Raw genomic sequence first — 15,508 nt, 5'->3', positions numbered from 1 at the left:
GGTTAACCGTGCAGACCTTCTCACCGCGGCATCGGCCGCGGACGCATGCGAACCGCCGCGCGTCCTCGCGCGGCGGTTGCAATCGGCCGATGATGGGGTGAGGACGGTCGACCTCAGGCGGCGCGCACCGTGGTGAGGAACTTCCCGACCTCGAGCTTGAGGCGGTTGCTGTCGCCGGACAGCGACTGCGCCGCCGAAAGCACCTGCGACGACGCCGAGCCGGTCTCGCTCGCGCCGCGCTGCACGTCGGTGATGTTGGACGACACTTGATGGGTGCCTTCCGCCGCCTGCTGCACGTTGCGGGAGATTTCCTGCGTCGCCGCGCCCTGCTCTTCCACTGCAGCCGCGATCGCCGAGGAGATCTCCGACAGCTTCTCGATGGTGTCGCTGATGTCCCTGATGGCGCCGACCGAATGCTCGGTCGCGGCCTGAATGCTGGCGATCTGCTGGCCGATCTCGCCGGTCGCCTTCGCGGTCTGCTCGGCGAGCGCCTTGACCTCGGAGGCGACCACGGCAAAACCGCGGCCCGCTTCACCGGCGCGCGCAGCCTCGATCGTGGCGTTGAGCGCCAGCAGGTTGGTCTGGCCGGCGATGGTGTTGATCAGCTCCACGACGTCGCCGATCCGCGTCGCCGCCTTCGACAGCTCGCTGACACGGTCGGTCGTGGTGCGGGCCTGGCCGACGGCTTCGCTCGCCACGCGCGCGGATTCCTGCACCTGGCGACTGATCTCGGTGATCGACGACGACAGCTCCTCCGTTGCCGACGCCACCGACTGCACGTTGGTGGAGGCCTCTTCGGAGGCCGCCGCGACCACGGTGGTGAGCTGCTGCGTGCGCTCCGCGGTCGAGGTGAGCGTGGTGGCGGATGCTTCAAGCTCCGTGGAAGCCGACGACACCGTACCGACGATCTCGCCGACGGCGCCTTCGAAGCTGTCGGCGAGCCTGCGCATCTCGGACTTGCGCTGCTCGGCCGCGAGCTGATCCTGCCGCGACTTGGCTTCCGCGTCCTCTCGCGCCTTCTGTTCGGACACGATCTTGAATTTCTCGACGGCACCGGCGACTTCGCCGACCTCGTCCTTGCGGCCGAGGCCCGGCAGCACCACGGAGAAATCGCCGCCGGCGAGCTTCTCCATCGCCGCCGTCAATGCGCGCATGGGCCGCGCAATGCTGAAGACGGAGAAGATGCACGCCCCGATCAGAACCAGCGCGACCAGCACGCCGGCGACGAACGAGGTCCGCGCCAGCGACGCGGCCTCTGCTTCGGCCTCAGTGCGGGCTTCGGCACTCTTCTGCTTGGCAAAGTTGATGATCTCGTTGGTCAGCTCCGAGATCTCGTCGTTGATCGGCGCCAGCGTTTCCTTGCGGATGCGGTCGATATCGGACACCAGCTTTGCGTACTGCGCCGCCGCTTCGCCGTCCTTCTTGCCTTCGAGCGCGAGCTCCTGCTTGCGGATCGTTTCGATTTGCTGCTCGCCCTTCTGGTAGTTGCCGATCAGCACAGTCAAACGGTCGATTCGTTTGTGGTTCTCCGGCGAGTGCGACAGCTTCGCCATCTCGCCCGAGAACTTCAGTGCCGCCGTCAGGCGATCATTGAAATAGGTGGCGGCCTTCTGCATTTCGGCCGACGAAGATGATGTCAGGATGTCGCGAATGCCGATCTGCATCCCGCGCACCGAGGCTTTCGCTTCTGCAGCGTTCTGCGCGATCGCCTGCTGCGCCGATGCGGCATTGCTGAGCTTCTGAACCTCGGCGCCGCCGCTCATCTGGAGGAAGATCATCAGCGTGACGAGCCCGATGGTCAGCGCGGACGTGATGGCGAGCTTGGTGCCAATTCGCAGGTTCTGAATGAACATCATCGACGTAATCCCCGGATACGCATTGCCGCGCCGACGCGCGTGAACAGTCCGGGAAGGCTAACCGCGAGGTTGCTCATTAACGTTAAGGGTGGCCGCGGCAGCCTGGGTAAAAATACTGAAATGATGCTTAAACTACTGCAGTTGCGCACTTTTCACGTGTAACGGGATGGATTTCGCGGATTTGCACGCGCTGGCGTCCGTTAACGGTTGCCCGTTCGCGGTCATCAGCACACGGTCTCACCGACCAGGCTGACGCGGAAGACCGGCTTCTTGTTCTCGTCGAGCAGCTCCATGCTCCACTTCGCATTCGGCTTCAGGTTGCGCGCGATGTTGCCGAGCAGGTTGGCGCAGACCTCGCTCATCTCGGCCCAGGCGGCGGCGCGATCCTCGAACTCGTACGGCTGGTCGGCGGCGCCGGAATAACGACCGGTGCTGATGCGAAAGAAATACAGCGACATCGTAGAACCCTTGCACCCCCCGGCCCCTGCGCAAACTGGGGCGCGAGTCGCTACCAAGGCATGAAAGCCGCCGTCCGTATGACTACGGCGCGGCGGCTTGGTGACCGATGAATATTTTCAACGACAGAATGCGCGGGCCGCCCGCGCAGCCGGCTCACTGGGTCGAGCGGCGCAGTTCCAGCGGAGCGTCGTTCCTGGCGGGCTCCGATTTGGCTTCGGACTTCACCGGCTCGAGCCGGCTGCTCTCGACACGCGGCGTCTCGACGCGCGCGGCGACTTCAGTGTTGGACGCAGCGACCGACCCGGTGCGCTCCGAAGAGCGCAGCGAACGCGGACGCGCCACGGCGCGGGCCATCAGCATCTGATTGCCGCCCTGGTGGTGGAAGTCGCAATAGGCGAAGCCCATGCCCGACACCGAGCCGCGGAAGCTGCGATCGTCGGTCTTTTCCAGGTTGAAGCAGGGCTCGAACGGAATACCCTTGATCGAGGCGCAGACGTTCTGCCCGCGGATCTGGAGCGTGTTGCCGGGCAGGCGGAGATGCTTCACCGGGCCTGCGCCCGAGAACTGCACCGCGCCGGCGGCGCCGAGATCGTCCAGGATGCGGCCTGCGCCGCGGGTACCGTCGAAGCAGGTGAAGGCGAACACCTTACCGGCAACGAAGCGGCGTGCCTCGTCGGCGTTCATGCTTCCTGCAATGGCCGGCGCAAACGTCGCTGCCGCCGTGACAGCCCCCAACACAATACGCGCAAGCATGCTCAACTCCGAACCAACCCCAGCGCGGGCGATGCCTTATCTCTTTACCCGCTGCTTACCATACTAACCATGGCGACATTGAAGCAGCTTGGTTGGTAAAGTCTGAACGCCGTTAGACAATTTTTACCACGATGCGGCCGCGGACCTGGCCGGCGAGGATTTTCGCGCCCCATTCCGAAACTTCTTCGAGCGAAATTTCATGAGTAATTTCAGATAGTTTTGTCCGATCCAGGTCCGAGGCCAGACGCTGCCAGGCGGCTTTCCGCGGCTCGATCGGGCACATCACGGAATCGATGCCGAGAAGGCACACCCCGCGCAAAATGAAGGGTGCGACAGAAGACGGCAGGTCCATGCCGGCCGCCAGGCCGCACGCCGCGATGGCGCCGCCATACTTCGTCATCGACAGGAGATTCGCGAGCGTGGTCGAGCCGACGCTGTCGACGCCGCCCGCCCAGCGCTCCTTTGCGAGGGGCTTGGCCGCCGCGGACAATTCATTGCGGTCGATGATCTCGGCCGCACCGATCTCTTTCAAATAGTCGGCTTCCGAGGCGCGGCCGGTCGAGGCGATGACGTGATAACCGAGCTTCGAAAGCACGGCGGTGGCGACCGAGCCGACGCCGCCGGCCGCGCCCGTCACCACCACAGGGCCGCTCTTCGGCGACAGGCCGTGCTTCTCCAGCGCCAGCACCGACAGCATCGCGGTGAAACCGGCGGTGCCGATCGCCATAGCGTCACGCGCCGACAGGCCCTGCGGCAAGGCGACCAGCCAGTCGCCCTTGACCCGCGCCTTCTCGGCATAGGCGCCGAGATGGGTCTCGCCCATGCCCCAGCCGGTGCAGACGACCTTGTCGCCCGCCTTCCATTGCGGATGGGCGGAGGTTTCAACCGTGCCGGCGAAATCAATGCCGGCGATCATCGGGAAGCGACGCACCACCGGCGCCTTGCCGGTGAGCGCGAGGCCGTCCTTGTAGTTCAGCGTCGACCATTCCACGCGGACCGTGACATCACCGTCCATCAGTTCGGCGTCGTCGAACTGCGTGAGTGCGGCGGTGGTGCCCTTGTCCGCCTTGTCGATCCGGATCGCCTTGAATGTGGCCACGACTGAACTCCCTAGACCTGTTTCAGGGGATGTTTAGCCGATCAGGCAGGCTGCGCAACCGCTCGCTGAACCGGTTTCTCCACGATCGGAAGATTGATCAGCGCGGACAGCACGCCGAACAGGATCGAGAGCCACCAGATCGGCGTATAGGAACCGAACTTTTCGAACACGATGCCGCCGAGCCAGACGCCGAGGAAGCCGCCGACCTGGTGGCTGACGAAGGCGAAGCCATAGAGCGTGGCGAGCCAGCGCGTGCCGAACATCAGCGCCACCAGCGCCGAGGTCGGCGGCACCGTCGACAGCCAGGTCAGACCGGAGACCGCACCGAATGCGATTGCCGAGAACGGCGTGATCGGGAACGAGATGAAGGCGAGCGTCGCAAGCGCGCGCGTGAAATAGATCGCGGAGAGGATGTAGCGCTTGGGCAGCGAGTTCTGGAGATAGCCGACGCTCAGCGATCCCATGATGTTGAACAGGCCGATCGCCGCGATCACCCAGCCGCCGGTTTGCGTCGAGATGCCGCGATCGACCAAGAACGCCGGCAGATGCACCGTGATGAAGGCGAGCTGGAAGCCACAGGTGAAGAAGCCGAGCACCAGCAGCACATAGGAGCGATGGCCGAAGGCTTCGGCGAGCGCTTTCGTAAAGGTCTGCTCATCCGCAGGCGCCGTGTTGGCCGTGGTTGCGACCGGCGGCGTCGAGAGCGCCAGCGACAGCGGGATGATCAGCAGCATCAGGAAGCCGAACACGGTGAGCGCCTGCTGCCAGCCGAAATTGTCGATCAGCGCGACGCCGATCGGCGCGAACAGGAACTGCCCGAACGAGCCCGCCGCGGTGCCGGCGCCGAGCGCAAGCCCGCGCTTCTCCGCCGGCAACAGCTTGGTGAAGGCCGACAGCACCAGGTTGAACGAGCAGCCGGCGAGACCGAATCCCACCATCACGCCCGCGCCGAGATTCAGCGACAGCGGCGTCGAGGAATAGCGCATCAGCAGCAGGCCGCCGGCGTAAAGCAGCGCGCCGACGCACATCACCCGGAACAGGCCGAAGCGATCGGCGACCGCCCCGGCAAGGGGCTGGCCCAGTCCCCACAGCAAATTCTGGAAAGCGATCGCGAGGCCGAACACGTCGCGGCCCCAGGCGAATTCGTGACTCATCGGCTGCACGAAGAAGCCGAGCGCCGAGCGCGGGCCGAAGCCGAGCATGCCGATGGCACAGCCGCAGAGAATGATGATCGCCGGGGTACGCCAGGAGGAGGAACGCGAGACCGGACCGAGCTCGCCCGCTTGAGTGGACATGGGTTCCTCATCAGTCGCTGGCGGATCCGGAATAGGCAACCGCGAGTCACGCGTTTAATGCAGATGCATGAAGATCCCAAGTCCAAAATGATTGCGTTCCACGAAGGGCTGCCGCGGGAGCATTGCGTTTCAACGCAGCCTCGCCTGACGCGCCGAGCGCGATTTGACGGGAATGTGTGCGGCTGGGGCTAGCGGCATCCTCCGGCGCGTGTTATCTTTGATTTACTCATATTGAGTATATGTAAGCTCTGGCGATACCCTACCGGCCTCTCGGCCGGATTTCTCAGGCTCCATATATACTCATATGGAGCATAATTCGATTCACGGGAGGCTTCGATGCCCATCACTGGAATTTACGGCCCCGACGACTTCGCCAACCGGCCTCAGGGCCAAGTCCCCGCCCCTCCGCGCGCCATACCGGCGCGAACCGGCCCCACGCTACCGAGACCCTCACTGGAATGGACTGCGGACGTCGAGCGGGCCACTGCGCCGCTCTATGAGCGCGTGAAGCACGTGATCCCCCCGATCGAGTGGCCTCTGATGGCGCCGACGATCAAGGCGATCAACGAACTGAAGCAGGCCCGGGGCGCCGTCATCCTCGCGCACAACTATCAGGCGCCGGAGATCTTTCATTGCGTCGCCGACATCGGCGGCGACTCGCTTCAGCTCGCGGTCGAAGCGACCAAGGTGAAGGCCGACATCATCGTGCAATGCGGCGTGCACTTCATGGCGGAGACATCGAAGCTGCTCAACCCGGACAAGATGGTATTGATCCCGGACGCGCGCGCCGGCTGCTCGCTCGCGGACAGCATCACGGGCGCGGACGTTCGCCTGCTCCGCGAAAAATTTCCCGGCGTGCCTGTCGTCGCCTATGTCAACACCTCCGCAGAGGTGAAGGCCGAGGTCGACATCTGCTGCACCTCGTCGAACGCGGTGCAAGTGGTCGAGAGCCTGAACGCGCCGAGCGTGATCTTCCTGCCCGACCGTTATCTCGCGACTTACGTGGCCTCCAAGACCGACGTGAAGATCATCGCCTGGAAGGGCGCCTGCGAGGTGCACGAGCGCTTTACGGGCGAGGAGCTGCGCGCCTATCGCGAGGCCGACCCGTCGGTGCAGATCATTGCGCATCCCGAATGCCCGCCTGATGTGCTGGCGGAAGCCGATTTCACCGGCTCGACCGCGCACATGATCAACTGGGTGCGCGAGCGGCGGCCGCGGCGGCTCGTCATGATCACGGAATGCTCGATGGCCGACAATGTCCGCGCCGAGCTGCCTGATGTGGAGATGCTGCGCCCCTGCAATCTCTGCCCGCACATGAAGCGCATCACGCTCGCCAACATTCTAGACAGCCTGCTCACGCTTGGCGAGCAGGTCACGATCGACCCCGCGCTCGCGGAACGCGCGCGGCGTTCGGTCGAGCGGATGATCAATCTGAAGAATTGAGCGCAGAACATGCAAGACAACATTCACAACCTCACCCGCAGCACCGATGACGTCGTCATCGTCGGCGGTGGCCTCGCCGGACTCTTTTGTGCGCTGAAGCTCGCGCCGCGGCCGGTGACGCTGATCTCGGCCGCACCGCTCGGACAGGGCGCATCATCCGCCTGGGCGCAGGGCGGCATCGCTGCGGCCGTGGCCGAAGGCGATACGCCGGAGGCGCACGCCGCTGACACGATCGCCGTCGGCGGCGGTCTTGTCGATGAAGCGGTCGCACTCGGCATCGCGCGCGAGGCCGCGCCACGAATCCATGACCTGCTCGCCTATGGCGTGCCCTTCGACCGCGACCTCGAAGGCAAGCTCGCTGTCGGCCGCGAGGCCGCGCATTCGGCGCGGCGCATCGTGCATGTGCGCGGCGACGGAGCCGGGGCCGCGATCATCGCGGCACTGAGCGAGGCCGTACGCCGCACGCCGTCGATCCGGCTGATCGAAGGGCTCGTCGCCGAAGCGCTGTTGACCGAGGACGGCGCCGTCACCGGCCTTCAATTGCGCGAGGCCGGCAATCCCGCTGCACGTCCGCTCTTGCTCGCCTCTCGCGCGGTGGTACTGGCGACCGGTGGCCTCGGCCATCTCTATGCCGTCACCACCAACCCGCTCGAAGCCAGCGGCTCGGGCCTTGCGATCGCAGCACGCGCCGGCACCGTGATCGCCGATCCCGAGTTCGTGCAGTTCCACCCCACCGCTATCATGGTCGGCCGCGATCCGGCGCCGCTCGCAACCGAGGCGCTGCGCGGCGAAGGGGCGACGCTGATCAACGGCGATGGCGAACGTTTCATGCTCGCGCGCCATCCGCTCGCAGAGCTCGCGCCGCGCGACATCGTAGCGCGCGGCGTGTTCGCCGAGATCGCGGCCGGGCGCGGTGCCTTCCTCGATGCACGGCAGGCGCTCGGCACGCGCTTCGCTGACAAGTTCCCGACCGTGCATGCAAGCTGCATCGCTGCCGGCATCGATCCCGCCACGCAGGCCATCCCGATCGCGCCGGCCGCGCATTACCACATGGGCGGCATCGCGGTGGATGAGCACGGCCGCAGCTCGATCGACGGGCTCTGGGCCGGCGGCGAAGTGTCCTCCACCGGCGCGCATGGCGCCAACCGGCTGGCGTCGAATTCGCTCTTGGAGGCGGTGGTCTACGCCGCCCGCATCGCCGACGACATCGCCGGCCGCGCGATCCCCTCGCCCGCCCGCCTTCCCGATGCGTTGGTGACGTCGCGTGGCGGCACGCCGGACGCTGCCGCCGTGAAGCGGTTGCGAACGATGATGAGCGCGCATGTCGGCGTGATCCGCAACAGTGACGGGCTTGCGGAGGCCGTGCACAGCTTCGCCGCAGTCGAACGCGGGCCCGCAAGCATCGCCGTGCGCAACATGGCGGCGTCAGCGCTGCTCGTTGCTGCTTCCGCCTGGAGCCGGCGCGAGAGCCGCGGCGCGCATTTCCGCTCCGACCATCCGGCGGATGTCCCGACGCTGGCGCAGAGAACGATGACGACGCTCGCGGAGGCACGTGAGACCGCGGAGAGCCTGAGCGAGCGTCCGCTGCCACGCACCGCCCGACCGATGATCGCCTGATGGAGTCCTTCATGATCACCCCGACCTCACTGCTCTATCCCGACGCCTTCCTGTCGCCGCTTGCGATCGACGAGGCCCTGCATCGCGCGCTCGACGAGGATCTCGGCCGCGCCGGCGACATCACCTCGCTTGCAACGATCCCGGAAGCGACCAAGGCGCAGGCGATCCTGGTCGCGCGTCAGTCCGGCGTGATCGCCGGCCTGCCGCTGGCGCTGGCGACGCTGCAAAAACTCTCGCCCGACATCGAGGTGCGCGCGCAGGTCCGCGACGCCGCACGGGTTGCGCGCGGCCAGCACGTGCTGACGATCACGGGCCCGGCGCGCGCCATCCTCACTGCGGAGCGGACCGCTTTGAATTTCGTCGGCCGGCTGTCAGGCGTCGCGACGCTCACGGCCGACTACGTCGCGCGGACCGAAGGCACGACAATGCGTATCTGCTGCACGCGCAAGACCACGCCGGGATTGCGCGCGCTGGAGAAATACGCCGTGCGCTGCGGCGGCGGCTTCAACCACCGCTTCGGGCTCGACGATGCGATCCTGATCAAGGACAACCACATCGCGGTCGCCGGCGGCATCCGCCCGGTTCTGGAGCGTGCCCGCGCCCATGCCGGTCACCTCGTCAAGATCGAGATCGAGGTCGATACGCTCGCGCAGTTGCGCGAGGTGCTCGGCACCGGGCTCGCCGATGCCGTGCTGCTCGACAACATGGACCTTGCGACGCTGCGCGAGGCTGTCAGGCTCAACGAGGGGCGCCTCCAGCTGGAGGCATCCGGCGGCGTCACGCTGGACTCGATCGCGGCCATCGCGGCGACCGGCGTCGACTACGCCTCATCCGGCGCGCTGACGCATTCGGCGCCGAACTTCGACTGCGCGCTGGATATCGAGGCGTGATTGGAGCACTAACACCCCCACGACGTCATGGCCGGGCTTGTCCCGGCCATCCACGTCTTGCCGCACAGCACAGAGAACGTGGATGCCCGGGACAAGCCCGGGCATGACGGTCTCTCTGTGGAGACGCTACCTTCGCTCGCTCACACCCATCTCGGCGGAGCTCTTGGCTTCCTGGGCGAGCTCGGCGGAGAGCGCGGCGGTCTGGGCCGGGGTGCCCCAGCTCGGTTCTTCGCTGCCGTCGCCCCAGGCGCGCGGGCGATAGAAGGTGTGGACGCCGGTCTTGTACATCTTCTTCATCTCGGCGACCCAGGACGGACGCACCCAGTAGGCGTGGTAGTGCGTGGACTTGCCCACTTCAGGCAGCCAGATCTGGCCGTCGAGCATCGCCTTCGAAATCTTTTTCGCGCGCTCCCACATCTCGGGCTCGCGGATGACGTCGGCATTGTTGTCGCAGGCGAAGGTGAACTGGCACGCCAGGTGGCGGTGCTTGTTCTGATAGACCGCGCCGCACACGGTGTCCGGATATTTGCCGGAGAAGACGCGGTTCATCACGACTTGCGCAACCGCCATCTGGCCACGTACGGCCTCGCCGCGCGATTCGAAATAGACGGCTTCGGCGAGACACTTCTCGGACTTTGTGCGCGACTTTTCGTCGAGCGCGAGCCGCTCCGCCGGCGATCTGGCGCGCTGGTTGTCGGCGTTGACCTCGCCCTTCGGCGCGACGCTCTCGCCGCTTTCGATATCCTTGGCGATATCGGCCGACGGCGGCGACAGCGAGGCCGTCACCTTCATATCAGGATCGGGCATCACGATCAGCGGCTCGGCGCCGGGCTGCCAGCTCTCGATGCTCTCGAGATTGCCGCCGAGCGAGGAGCTGCCGAAAAACAGGTTCGAGGTCTTGACGCGGAAGGGATCGCGCGGCGCTGCGTCCGGAAGGGTCGCCTGCTTCAGCGCCTCGAGCGGCTGCACCGCGAATGCGCGCGCTGCGTCACTGGCTTGTGGCGGATTGGCATACTGCGGCAGCGGCGGCGCGCGTAGCGCTTCCTGAAGCTCGGGATCGAGCGCGGCCGCGGACTCCGGCGACATGATTTGCGGCAACGCGGCGGTTTTGGCGCCGAACACCGAGCTGTTCGATGTCGCGGGATCTTGCTGTGCCGGTGCGGCCGATGGTGCGGTCGTCTCGGGCGCCTGCGTGGGCGTAACGCTTGCGAGGCGATCCCCCTTCATGGAGCGATCGACCTTGGGAAAATCGGCGGCCTGGTAGCGCGGCGGCGCCTGAAGCGCGGGATTGCGGCTGATCGCGCCGGTGACGTCGCGACCATCGAGGCTCGCGAGGCGAACCATCGCGCTCTGCGGAAGCGAAGTGCCGATCGGACGGGAAAAGCTGTAAGTGGCGAGCTGGATCGAGGACGCGGCAGAAAACACCTGCTTCTGCCAGCGCTCGGCGACGCCGGGCTGACGCGCCAGCAACGACGCGATATCCTGATAGCCGGTCTCTCTCGGCATCAATGCGAAGATGCAGAGACCGATTCCGAAGGACGCGAACCGCGCGCCCTTCGGATGGTTACGCAACACTGACATCGACACGCTCACGCTACGCTTACGCCAGAAAAATCGAACCGCAGTACATCCGTACAATTCGATCTTTATCGTAAGTATCCAATTTAGGTTGCCGGGGCGTTAATCGGCGTTGCGCGTGCGGCACACTCAAGCGATTGCAGGTGTTTTCACGGGCAATGATGCACGCTGGTAAACGCCGCCTCTCGTAAAGCGGTAAACATTCGGTCAACGCGAACGGTGAAGGAACTCTTGCGCGGGCGTATCATTACGGGACGCGCGACGGCTCCATCGTTTACGGGAACCAGGTCCCGCAAACACCGCTGTCATGCCCCGGCTTGACCGGGGCATCCAGTACGCCGCGGCTTCTCGATTCAATCACTGTTGTCTCGGAATACTGGATCGCCCGGTCAAGCCGGGCGATGACAGTGAGTGTGGGGCGCTCGCAATGAAGTGTGGGTGGAGTGTCGCCTCAAATGAAAGAGGCGGGGTTTGGCCTCGCCTCTTCGCATTCAACACTTCAACGCTTCGCTTACGCCTGGCTCGCGATCGCCTTGCCGAGCGCCGCCTGCGCCGCCGCGAGGCGAGCAATCGGCACGCGGTAGGGCGAGCAGGAGACGTAGTCGAGGCCGATGTTGTGGCAGAAGGCGACGGAGGCGGGATCGCCGCCGTGCTCGCCGCAAATGCCGACCTTGAGCCGCGGGCGCGTCTTGCGGCCGCGCGCGACGCCGATCTTGACGAGCTCGCCGACGCCTTCCTGGTCGAGCGCGACGAAGGGATCTACCGACAAGATGCCCTTCGACACGTAGGGACCGAGGAAGCTCGCCGCGTCGTCGCGGCTGATGCCGTAGGTCGTCTGCGTGAGGTCGTTGGTGCCGAACGAGAAGAACTCGGCGCTCTCGGCGATCTCTGCCGCGAGCAGACAGGCGCGCGGCAGCTCGATCATGGTGCCGACCTGATAGGTCAGCTTGGTGTTGGCGTCGCGCATCACGGCTTTCGCGGTGGCATCGATGCGCGCCTTGACGAGGTCGAGCTCCATCTTGGTGGCAATCAGCGGCACCATCACCTCGAGGCCAACGGCCTTGCCGGTGCGCTTCTCGGCCTCGACTGCGGCTTCGAAGATCGCACGCGCCTGCATCTCGGCGATCTCCGGATAGGCGATCGCGATGCGGCAGCCGCGGAAACCGAGCATCGGATTGAACTCCGAGAGCTCGCGCGCGCGGTCGGCCAGGCGCCGCGGGTCGGTGTTCATGGCGCGCGCCACTTCCTCGACCTCGGCATGGGTGTGCGGCAGGAACTCGTGCAGCGGCGGGTCGAGCAGGCGGATCGTGACGGGCAGGCCCTTCATGATCTCGAACAGCTCGACGAAGTCGGCGCGCTGCATCGGCAGCAGCTTGGCCAGCGCGGCGCGGCGCGACTGCTCGTCCTCGGAGAGGATCATCTCGCGAACCGTGCGGATGCGTGTCTCCTCGAAGAACATGTGCTCGGTGCGGCAGAGGCCGATGCCTTCCGCGCCGAACTTGATCGCGGTGCGCGCATCCTCCGGCGTATCACCGTTGACGCGCACGCCGATCTTGCGGACCTGGTCGGCCCATTTCATCAGCGTGCCGAATTCGCCGGACAGCTCCGGCTCGATCATCGGCATGCGGCCGGCGAGCACCTGGCCGAGCGAGCCGTCAATGGTGATGACGTCGCCGGTCTTGAAGGTGCGGGAGCCGATGCTCATGGTGCCGCGGCCGTAATCGACGCGGATGGTGCCGCAGCCGGAGACGCAGGGCTTGCCCATGCCGCGCGCGACCACCGCCGCGTGCGAGGTCATGCCGCCGCGGGTGGTCAGGATGCCTTCGGCGGCGTGCATGCCGTGGATGTCTTCCGGGCTGGTCTCGATGCGAACCAGGATCACCTTGCGTCCGTCGGCCTGGAGCTTGGCCGCCTCGTCCGAGGAGAACACGATCTCGCCGGAGGCCGCGCCGGGCGAGGCCGGCAGGCCGGTCGCGATCACGTCGCGCTTGGCGTCGGGATCGATGGTCGGATGCAGCAGCTGGTCGAGCGAGGCGGGATCGATCCGCGTCACCGCTTCCTTCTTCGAGATCAGCCCTTCATTGGCGAGTTCGACCGCGATGCGCAGCGCCGCCTTGGCGGTGCGCTTGCCGCCGCGGGTCTGGAGCATCCACAGCTTGCCCTGCTCGACCGTGAACTCCATGTCCTGCATGTCGCGGTAGTGCTTCTCGAGCAGCGTGTAGATCCGCGTCAGCTCCTTGAAGGCTTCCGGCATCGCCGCTTCCATCGACGCCTTGTCGGAACCGGATTCCTTGCGCGCTTCCTCGGTGATGTCCTGCGGCGTGCGGATGCCCGCCACCACGTCCTCGCCCTGCGCGTTGATCAGGAACTCGCCGTAGAGCTTGCTCTCGCCGGTCGAAGGGTTGCGGGTGAAGGCGACGCCGGTCGCCGACGTCTCGCCCATGTTGCCGAACACCATGGCCTGCACGTTGACGGCGGTGCCCCAGGATTCCGGAATGTCGTGCAGCTTGCGATAGGTCACCGCGCGCGCGTTCATCCACGATGAGAACACCGCGCCGATCGCGCCCCAGAGCTGATCGTGCGGATCCTGCGGGAAATCCTTGCCGGTCTCGCGCGCGACCGCGTCCTTGTACTTGCCGACCAGTCCGACCCAGTCCTCGGCACTGAGGTCCGTATCGAGCGTATAGCCCTGGCTGTCCTTGAAGGTGTCGAGGATTTCCTCGAAGTGATGATGCTCGAAGCCGAGCACCACGTCCGAATACATGGTGATGAAGCGGCGGTAGCTGTCATAGGCGAAGCGACGGTCGCCCGACAGTTCCGACAGCGCTTCCACGGTCTCGTCGTTGAGGCCGAGATTGAGCACGGTGTCCATCATGCCCGGCATCGAGGCACGCGCGCCGGAGCGCACGGAGACGAGCAGCGGGTTTTTGACGTCGCCGAACACCTTGCCGGTCAACTTGCCGACATGGTCGAGCGCCTTCTCAACCTGCGACTGCAATTCCTTCGGATAGGACTTGTCGTGTGCGTAGAAGTAGGTGCAGACCGAGGTCGGGATGGTGAAGCCGGGAGGCACGGGAAGGCCGAGATTGGCCATCTCGGCGAGGTTGGCGCCCTTGCCGCCAAGCAGGTCGCGCATCTCCGTGCGGCCCTCGGCCTTGCCGTCGCCGAACGTGAACACCCATTTGCCGGCCTTGGCCGCGGCTGGCGCCGCCTTGGCGGGCGCGGCCTTTTTGGGGGCGGGCTTCACGGCAACCTTCGGCGCAGCCGACTTGGTCGCAGCCTTCGCCGCCGTCTTTGCAGCCGTCTTGGCGACCGGCTTCGGGGCGCTCTTGGCGAGCGCCTTGCGGGCCGCCGGCGCGGCTTTCGCCTTGCCGGAGGACTTTGATTTCGCTGGTATTTTCTTAGGCTTCGAGGCGGCTTTGGCCATAGCTTGCACACAACCTGCGAGAGGAATGGGAAATCGCGCGCCTTACACCACTTTGGGCAGGCCCGCGCAAGTCGAAGAGTTCCGGAAAATGAAGGCCTAGAGATGGAGCCACTTCAACAATCCGAGCCCGATCGCACCATTTATGATGAGAAAGATCGCGACGATCAGGTTGAGAAGGCGCGGCATGATCAGGATGAGCACGCCCGCAAGCAGCGACAGAAGCGGCGAGATGTGGGCGATGGTGATGTGCATGAATTGTCTTTCCGTGACGTGAGGCGAATCGCGGCTGGATCATACCGGACCGGGTTCCGCGGGTAGAGACGCACAAGGCGCGAACAGGTTCCCGGCTTCGCGAAAACTGCCCGAAATTGCCGCTGATGCGGCAGGGCTTTTCCCGGAACATTGCGAAGGGGACATGCATTGGCAACCGGTCGCGCCAGTGGCGCCGGCTGAAATCAGTTCGAAGGAGTTGCCCATGCGGAACAGGATTCTCGCCCTCGCTGCGCTTGGCGCCGCGCTCGGCTCGCCGATCGCAGCGTCTGCGCAATCCGGTCTCACCGTTGGCCGCGCGCCTGTTGTCGTCGACAGCGGCCCGACGATTGCAGTCGAGCAGAGGCCGGCATTTCGCGAATATGTCGTCGAGCAACGTGTGCCGGCCTTCCGTGTCCCGGATCGCGTGGTGGTCGGCGCCACCTTACCTGAAAGCGGCGTCACTTATTATGACGTGCCGCAACGTTTCGGCGCCACCACCTACCGCTACACCGTCGTGAACGGCGCAACCGTGCTGGTCGAGCCGCGCTCGCGGCGTATCGTCGAGGTGATGGATTAGATTCTCGTCTGAACGCGTTTTCTTCACGCGAACCGGTATCCACTTCGCTTGAAAACGCTTCCGATCAACTCGATGTCCGGCGCGTCACTTCAATCAGGCTGGCGCGCATCGCGTAGTGCGGACATCAGGCCCCGCCCGGTTCTCCCCCCGCCGGGCGGGGCTTTTTTGGGTGCCGTCATTCCGGGGCGCGCGAAGCGCGAGCTATGATGCGCAATTGCGCATCTGAGAATCCATCATGCCGCGCGTGATGTGGAGAAATGGA

The 15,508-nt window shown here is 65.5% G+C and carries 12 protein-coding genes; 4 read left to right on the top strand and 8 right to left on the bottom strand.

What is annotated here, in order from left to right; translation table 11 throughout:
• Positions 1–113: 113 nt before the first annotated feature.
• The 5 genes from ACKWRH_RS10455 to ACKWRH_RS10435 all read right to left on the bottom strand — a co-directional run bounded on the left by ACKWRH_RS10455 (position 114) and on the right by ACKWRH_RS10435 (position 5,462).
• Positions 114–1,856 carry a methyl-accepting chemotaxis protein gene (locus ACKWRH_RS10455; RefSeq protein WP_445220440.1) on the bottom strand — a complete coding sequence of 581 codons (1,743 nt, stop codon included), beginning with the start codon at positions 1,854–1,856 and terminating at the stop codon, positions 114–116.
• A 224-nt stretch (positions 1,857–2,080) separates the two neighbouring features.
• Positions 2,081–2,314, bottom strand: a complete 234-nt coding sequence (locus tag ACKWRH_RS10450) for a DUF6894 family protein (RefSeq protein ID WP_445220439.1) — start codon at positions 2,312–2,314, stop codon at positions 2,081–2,083.
• Positions 2,315–2,468: 154 nt separating this feature from the next.
• Entirely contained in the window at positions 2,469–3,068 is a 600-nt protein-coding gene (locus ACKWRH_RS10445; protein ID WP_063985095.1) for a hypothetical protein, read from the bottom strand.
• 112 nt (positions 3,069–3,180) lie between these two features.
• On the bottom strand, positions 3,181–4,167 hold the full coding sequence (gene acuI, locus ACKWRH_RS10440; protein WP_445220438.1) for an acrylyl-CoA reductase (NADPH): 987 nt from the start codon (positions 4,165–4,167) through the stop codon (positions 3,181–3,183).
• Positions 4,168–4,208: 41 nt separating this feature from the next.
• Complete coding sequence (locus ACKWRH_RS10435; RefSeq protein WP_445220437.1) at positions 4,209–5,462, bottom strand: MFS transporter; 1,254 nt, start codon at positions 5,460–5,462, stop codon at positions 4,209–4,211.
• Positions 5,463–5,798: 336 nt separating this feature from the next.
• Here ACKWRH_RS10435 and nadA point away from each other — a divergent pair, with 336 nt between their 5' ends.
• From nadA to nadC, 3 genes are read left to right on the top strand one after another with little or no spacing between them, the layout of a single operon-like run.
• On the top strand, positions 5,799–6,905 hold the full coding sequence (gene nadA, locus ACKWRH_RS10430) for a quinolinate synthase NadA (RefSeq protein WP_445220436.1): 1,107 nt from the start codon (positions 5,799–5,801) through the stop codon (positions 6,903–6,905).
• 9 nt (positions 6,906–6,914) lie between these two features.
• Positions 6,915–8,522 (top strand): L-aspartate oxidase, encoded by a 1,608-nt coding sequence (locus ACKWRH_RS10425; protein WP_445220435.1) that lies wholly within the window; start codon positions 6,915–6,917, stop codon positions 8,520–8,522.
• Positions 8,523–8,533: 11 nt separating this feature from the next.
• Complete coding sequence (gene nadC / locus ACKWRH_RS10420; RefSeq protein WP_445220434.1) at positions 8,534–9,412, top strand: carboxylating nicotinate-nucleotide diphosphorylase; 879 nt, start codon at positions 8,534–8,536, stop codon at positions 9,410–9,412.
• A 126-nt stretch (positions 9,413–9,538) separates the two neighbouring features.
• Here the strand turns inward: nadC and ACKWRH_RS10415 are convergent, their stop codons facing one another.
• The 3 genes from ACKWRH_RS10415 to ACKWRH_RS10405 all read right to left on the bottom strand — a co-directional run bounded on the left by ACKWRH_RS10415 (position 9,539) and on the right by ACKWRH_RS10405 (position 14,669).
• Positions 9,539–10,993, bottom strand: coding sequence for a cell wall hydrolase (locus ACKWRH_RS10415; protein ID WP_445220433.1), 1,455 nt, complete (start codon positions 10,991–10,993; stop codon positions 9,539–9,541).
• 508 nt (positions 10,994–11,501) lie between these two features.
• The gene (gene ppdK, locus ACKWRH_RS10410) at positions 11,502–14,417 is read right to left on the bottom strand and encodes a pyruvate, phosphate dikinase (RefSeq protein WP_445220432.1); all 2,916 of its coding nucleotides are present in this window, start codon (positions 14,415–14,417) and stop codon (positions 11,502–11,504) included.
• A 96-nt stretch (positions 14,418–14,513) separates the two neighbouring features.
• Complete coding sequence (locus ACKWRH_RS10405) at positions 14,514–14,669, bottom strand: DUF3096 domain-containing protein (RefSeq protein WP_445220431.1); 156 nt, start codon at positions 14,667–14,669, stop codon at positions 14,514–14,516.
• Between the two features lie 223 nt (positions 14,670–14,892).
• On the opposite strand from ACKWRH_RS10405, the gene ACKWRH_RS10400 reads away from it, so the two are divergent.
• The gene (locus ACKWRH_RS10400; RefSeq protein WP_014497330.1) at positions 14,893–15,246 is read left to right on the top strand and encodes a DUF1236 domain-containing protein; all 354 of its coding nucleotides are present in this window, start codon (positions 14,893–14,895) and stop codon (positions 15,244–15,246) included.
• Positions 15,247–15,508 lie beyond the last annotated feature (262 nt).

This window comes from Bradyrhizobium sp. Pa8 (assembly GCF_052588265.1).
This window is presented reverse-complemented; position numbering and strand designations above follow the sequence as displayed.

What these genes read in the sequence shown, in the direction of transcription:
- nadC (WP_445220434.1), top strand. Translation starts at nt 8,534, where the DNA reads ATGATCACCCCGACCTCACTGCTCTATCCCGACGCCTTCCTGTCGCCG.
- ACKWRH_RS10405 (WP_445220431.1), bottom strand. Translation starts at nt 14,669, where the DNA reads ATGCACATCACCATCGCCCACATCTCGCCGCTTCTGTCGCTGCTTGCG.
- ACKWRH_RS10435 (WP_445220437.1), bottom strand. Translation starts at nt 5,462, where the DNA reads ATGTCCACTCAAGCGGGCGAGCTCGGTCCGGTCTCGCGTTCCTCCTCC.
- ACKWRH_RS10425 (WP_445220435.1), top strand. Translation starts at nt 6,915, where the DNA reads ATGCAAGACAACATTCACAACCTCACCCGCAGCACCGATGACGTCGTC.
- ppdK (WP_445220432.1), bottom strand. Translation starts at nt 14,417, where the DNA reads ATGGCCAAAGCCGCCTCGAAGCCTAAGAAAATACCAGCGAAATCAAAG.
- ACKWRH_RS10455 (WP_445220440.1), bottom strand. Translation starts at nt 1,856, where the DNA reads ATGATGTTCATTCAGAACCTGCGAATTGGCACCAAGCTCGCCATCACG.
- ACKWRH_RS10445 (WP_063985095.1), bottom strand. Translation starts at nt 3,068, where the DNA reads ATGCTTGCGCGTATTGTGTTGGGGGCTGTCACGGCGGCAGCGACGTTT.
- ACKWRH_RS10450 (WP_445220439.1), bottom strand. Translation starts at nt 2,314, where the DNA reads ATGTCGCTGTATTTCTTTCGCATCAGCACCGGTCGTTATTCCGGCGCC.
- nadA (WP_445220436.1), top strand. Translation starts at nt 5,799, where the DNA reads ATGCCCATCACTGGAATTTACGGCCCCGACGACTTCGCCAACCGGCCT.
- ACKWRH_RS10400 (WP_014497330.1), top strand. Translation starts at nt 14,893, where the DNA reads ATGCGGAACAGGATTCTCGCCCTCGCTGCGCTTGGCGCCGCGCTCGGC.
- ACKWRH_RS10415 (WP_445220433.1), bottom strand. Translation starts at nt 10,993, where the DNA reads ATGTCAGTGTTGCGTAACCATCCGAAGGGCGCGCGGTTCGCGTCCTTC.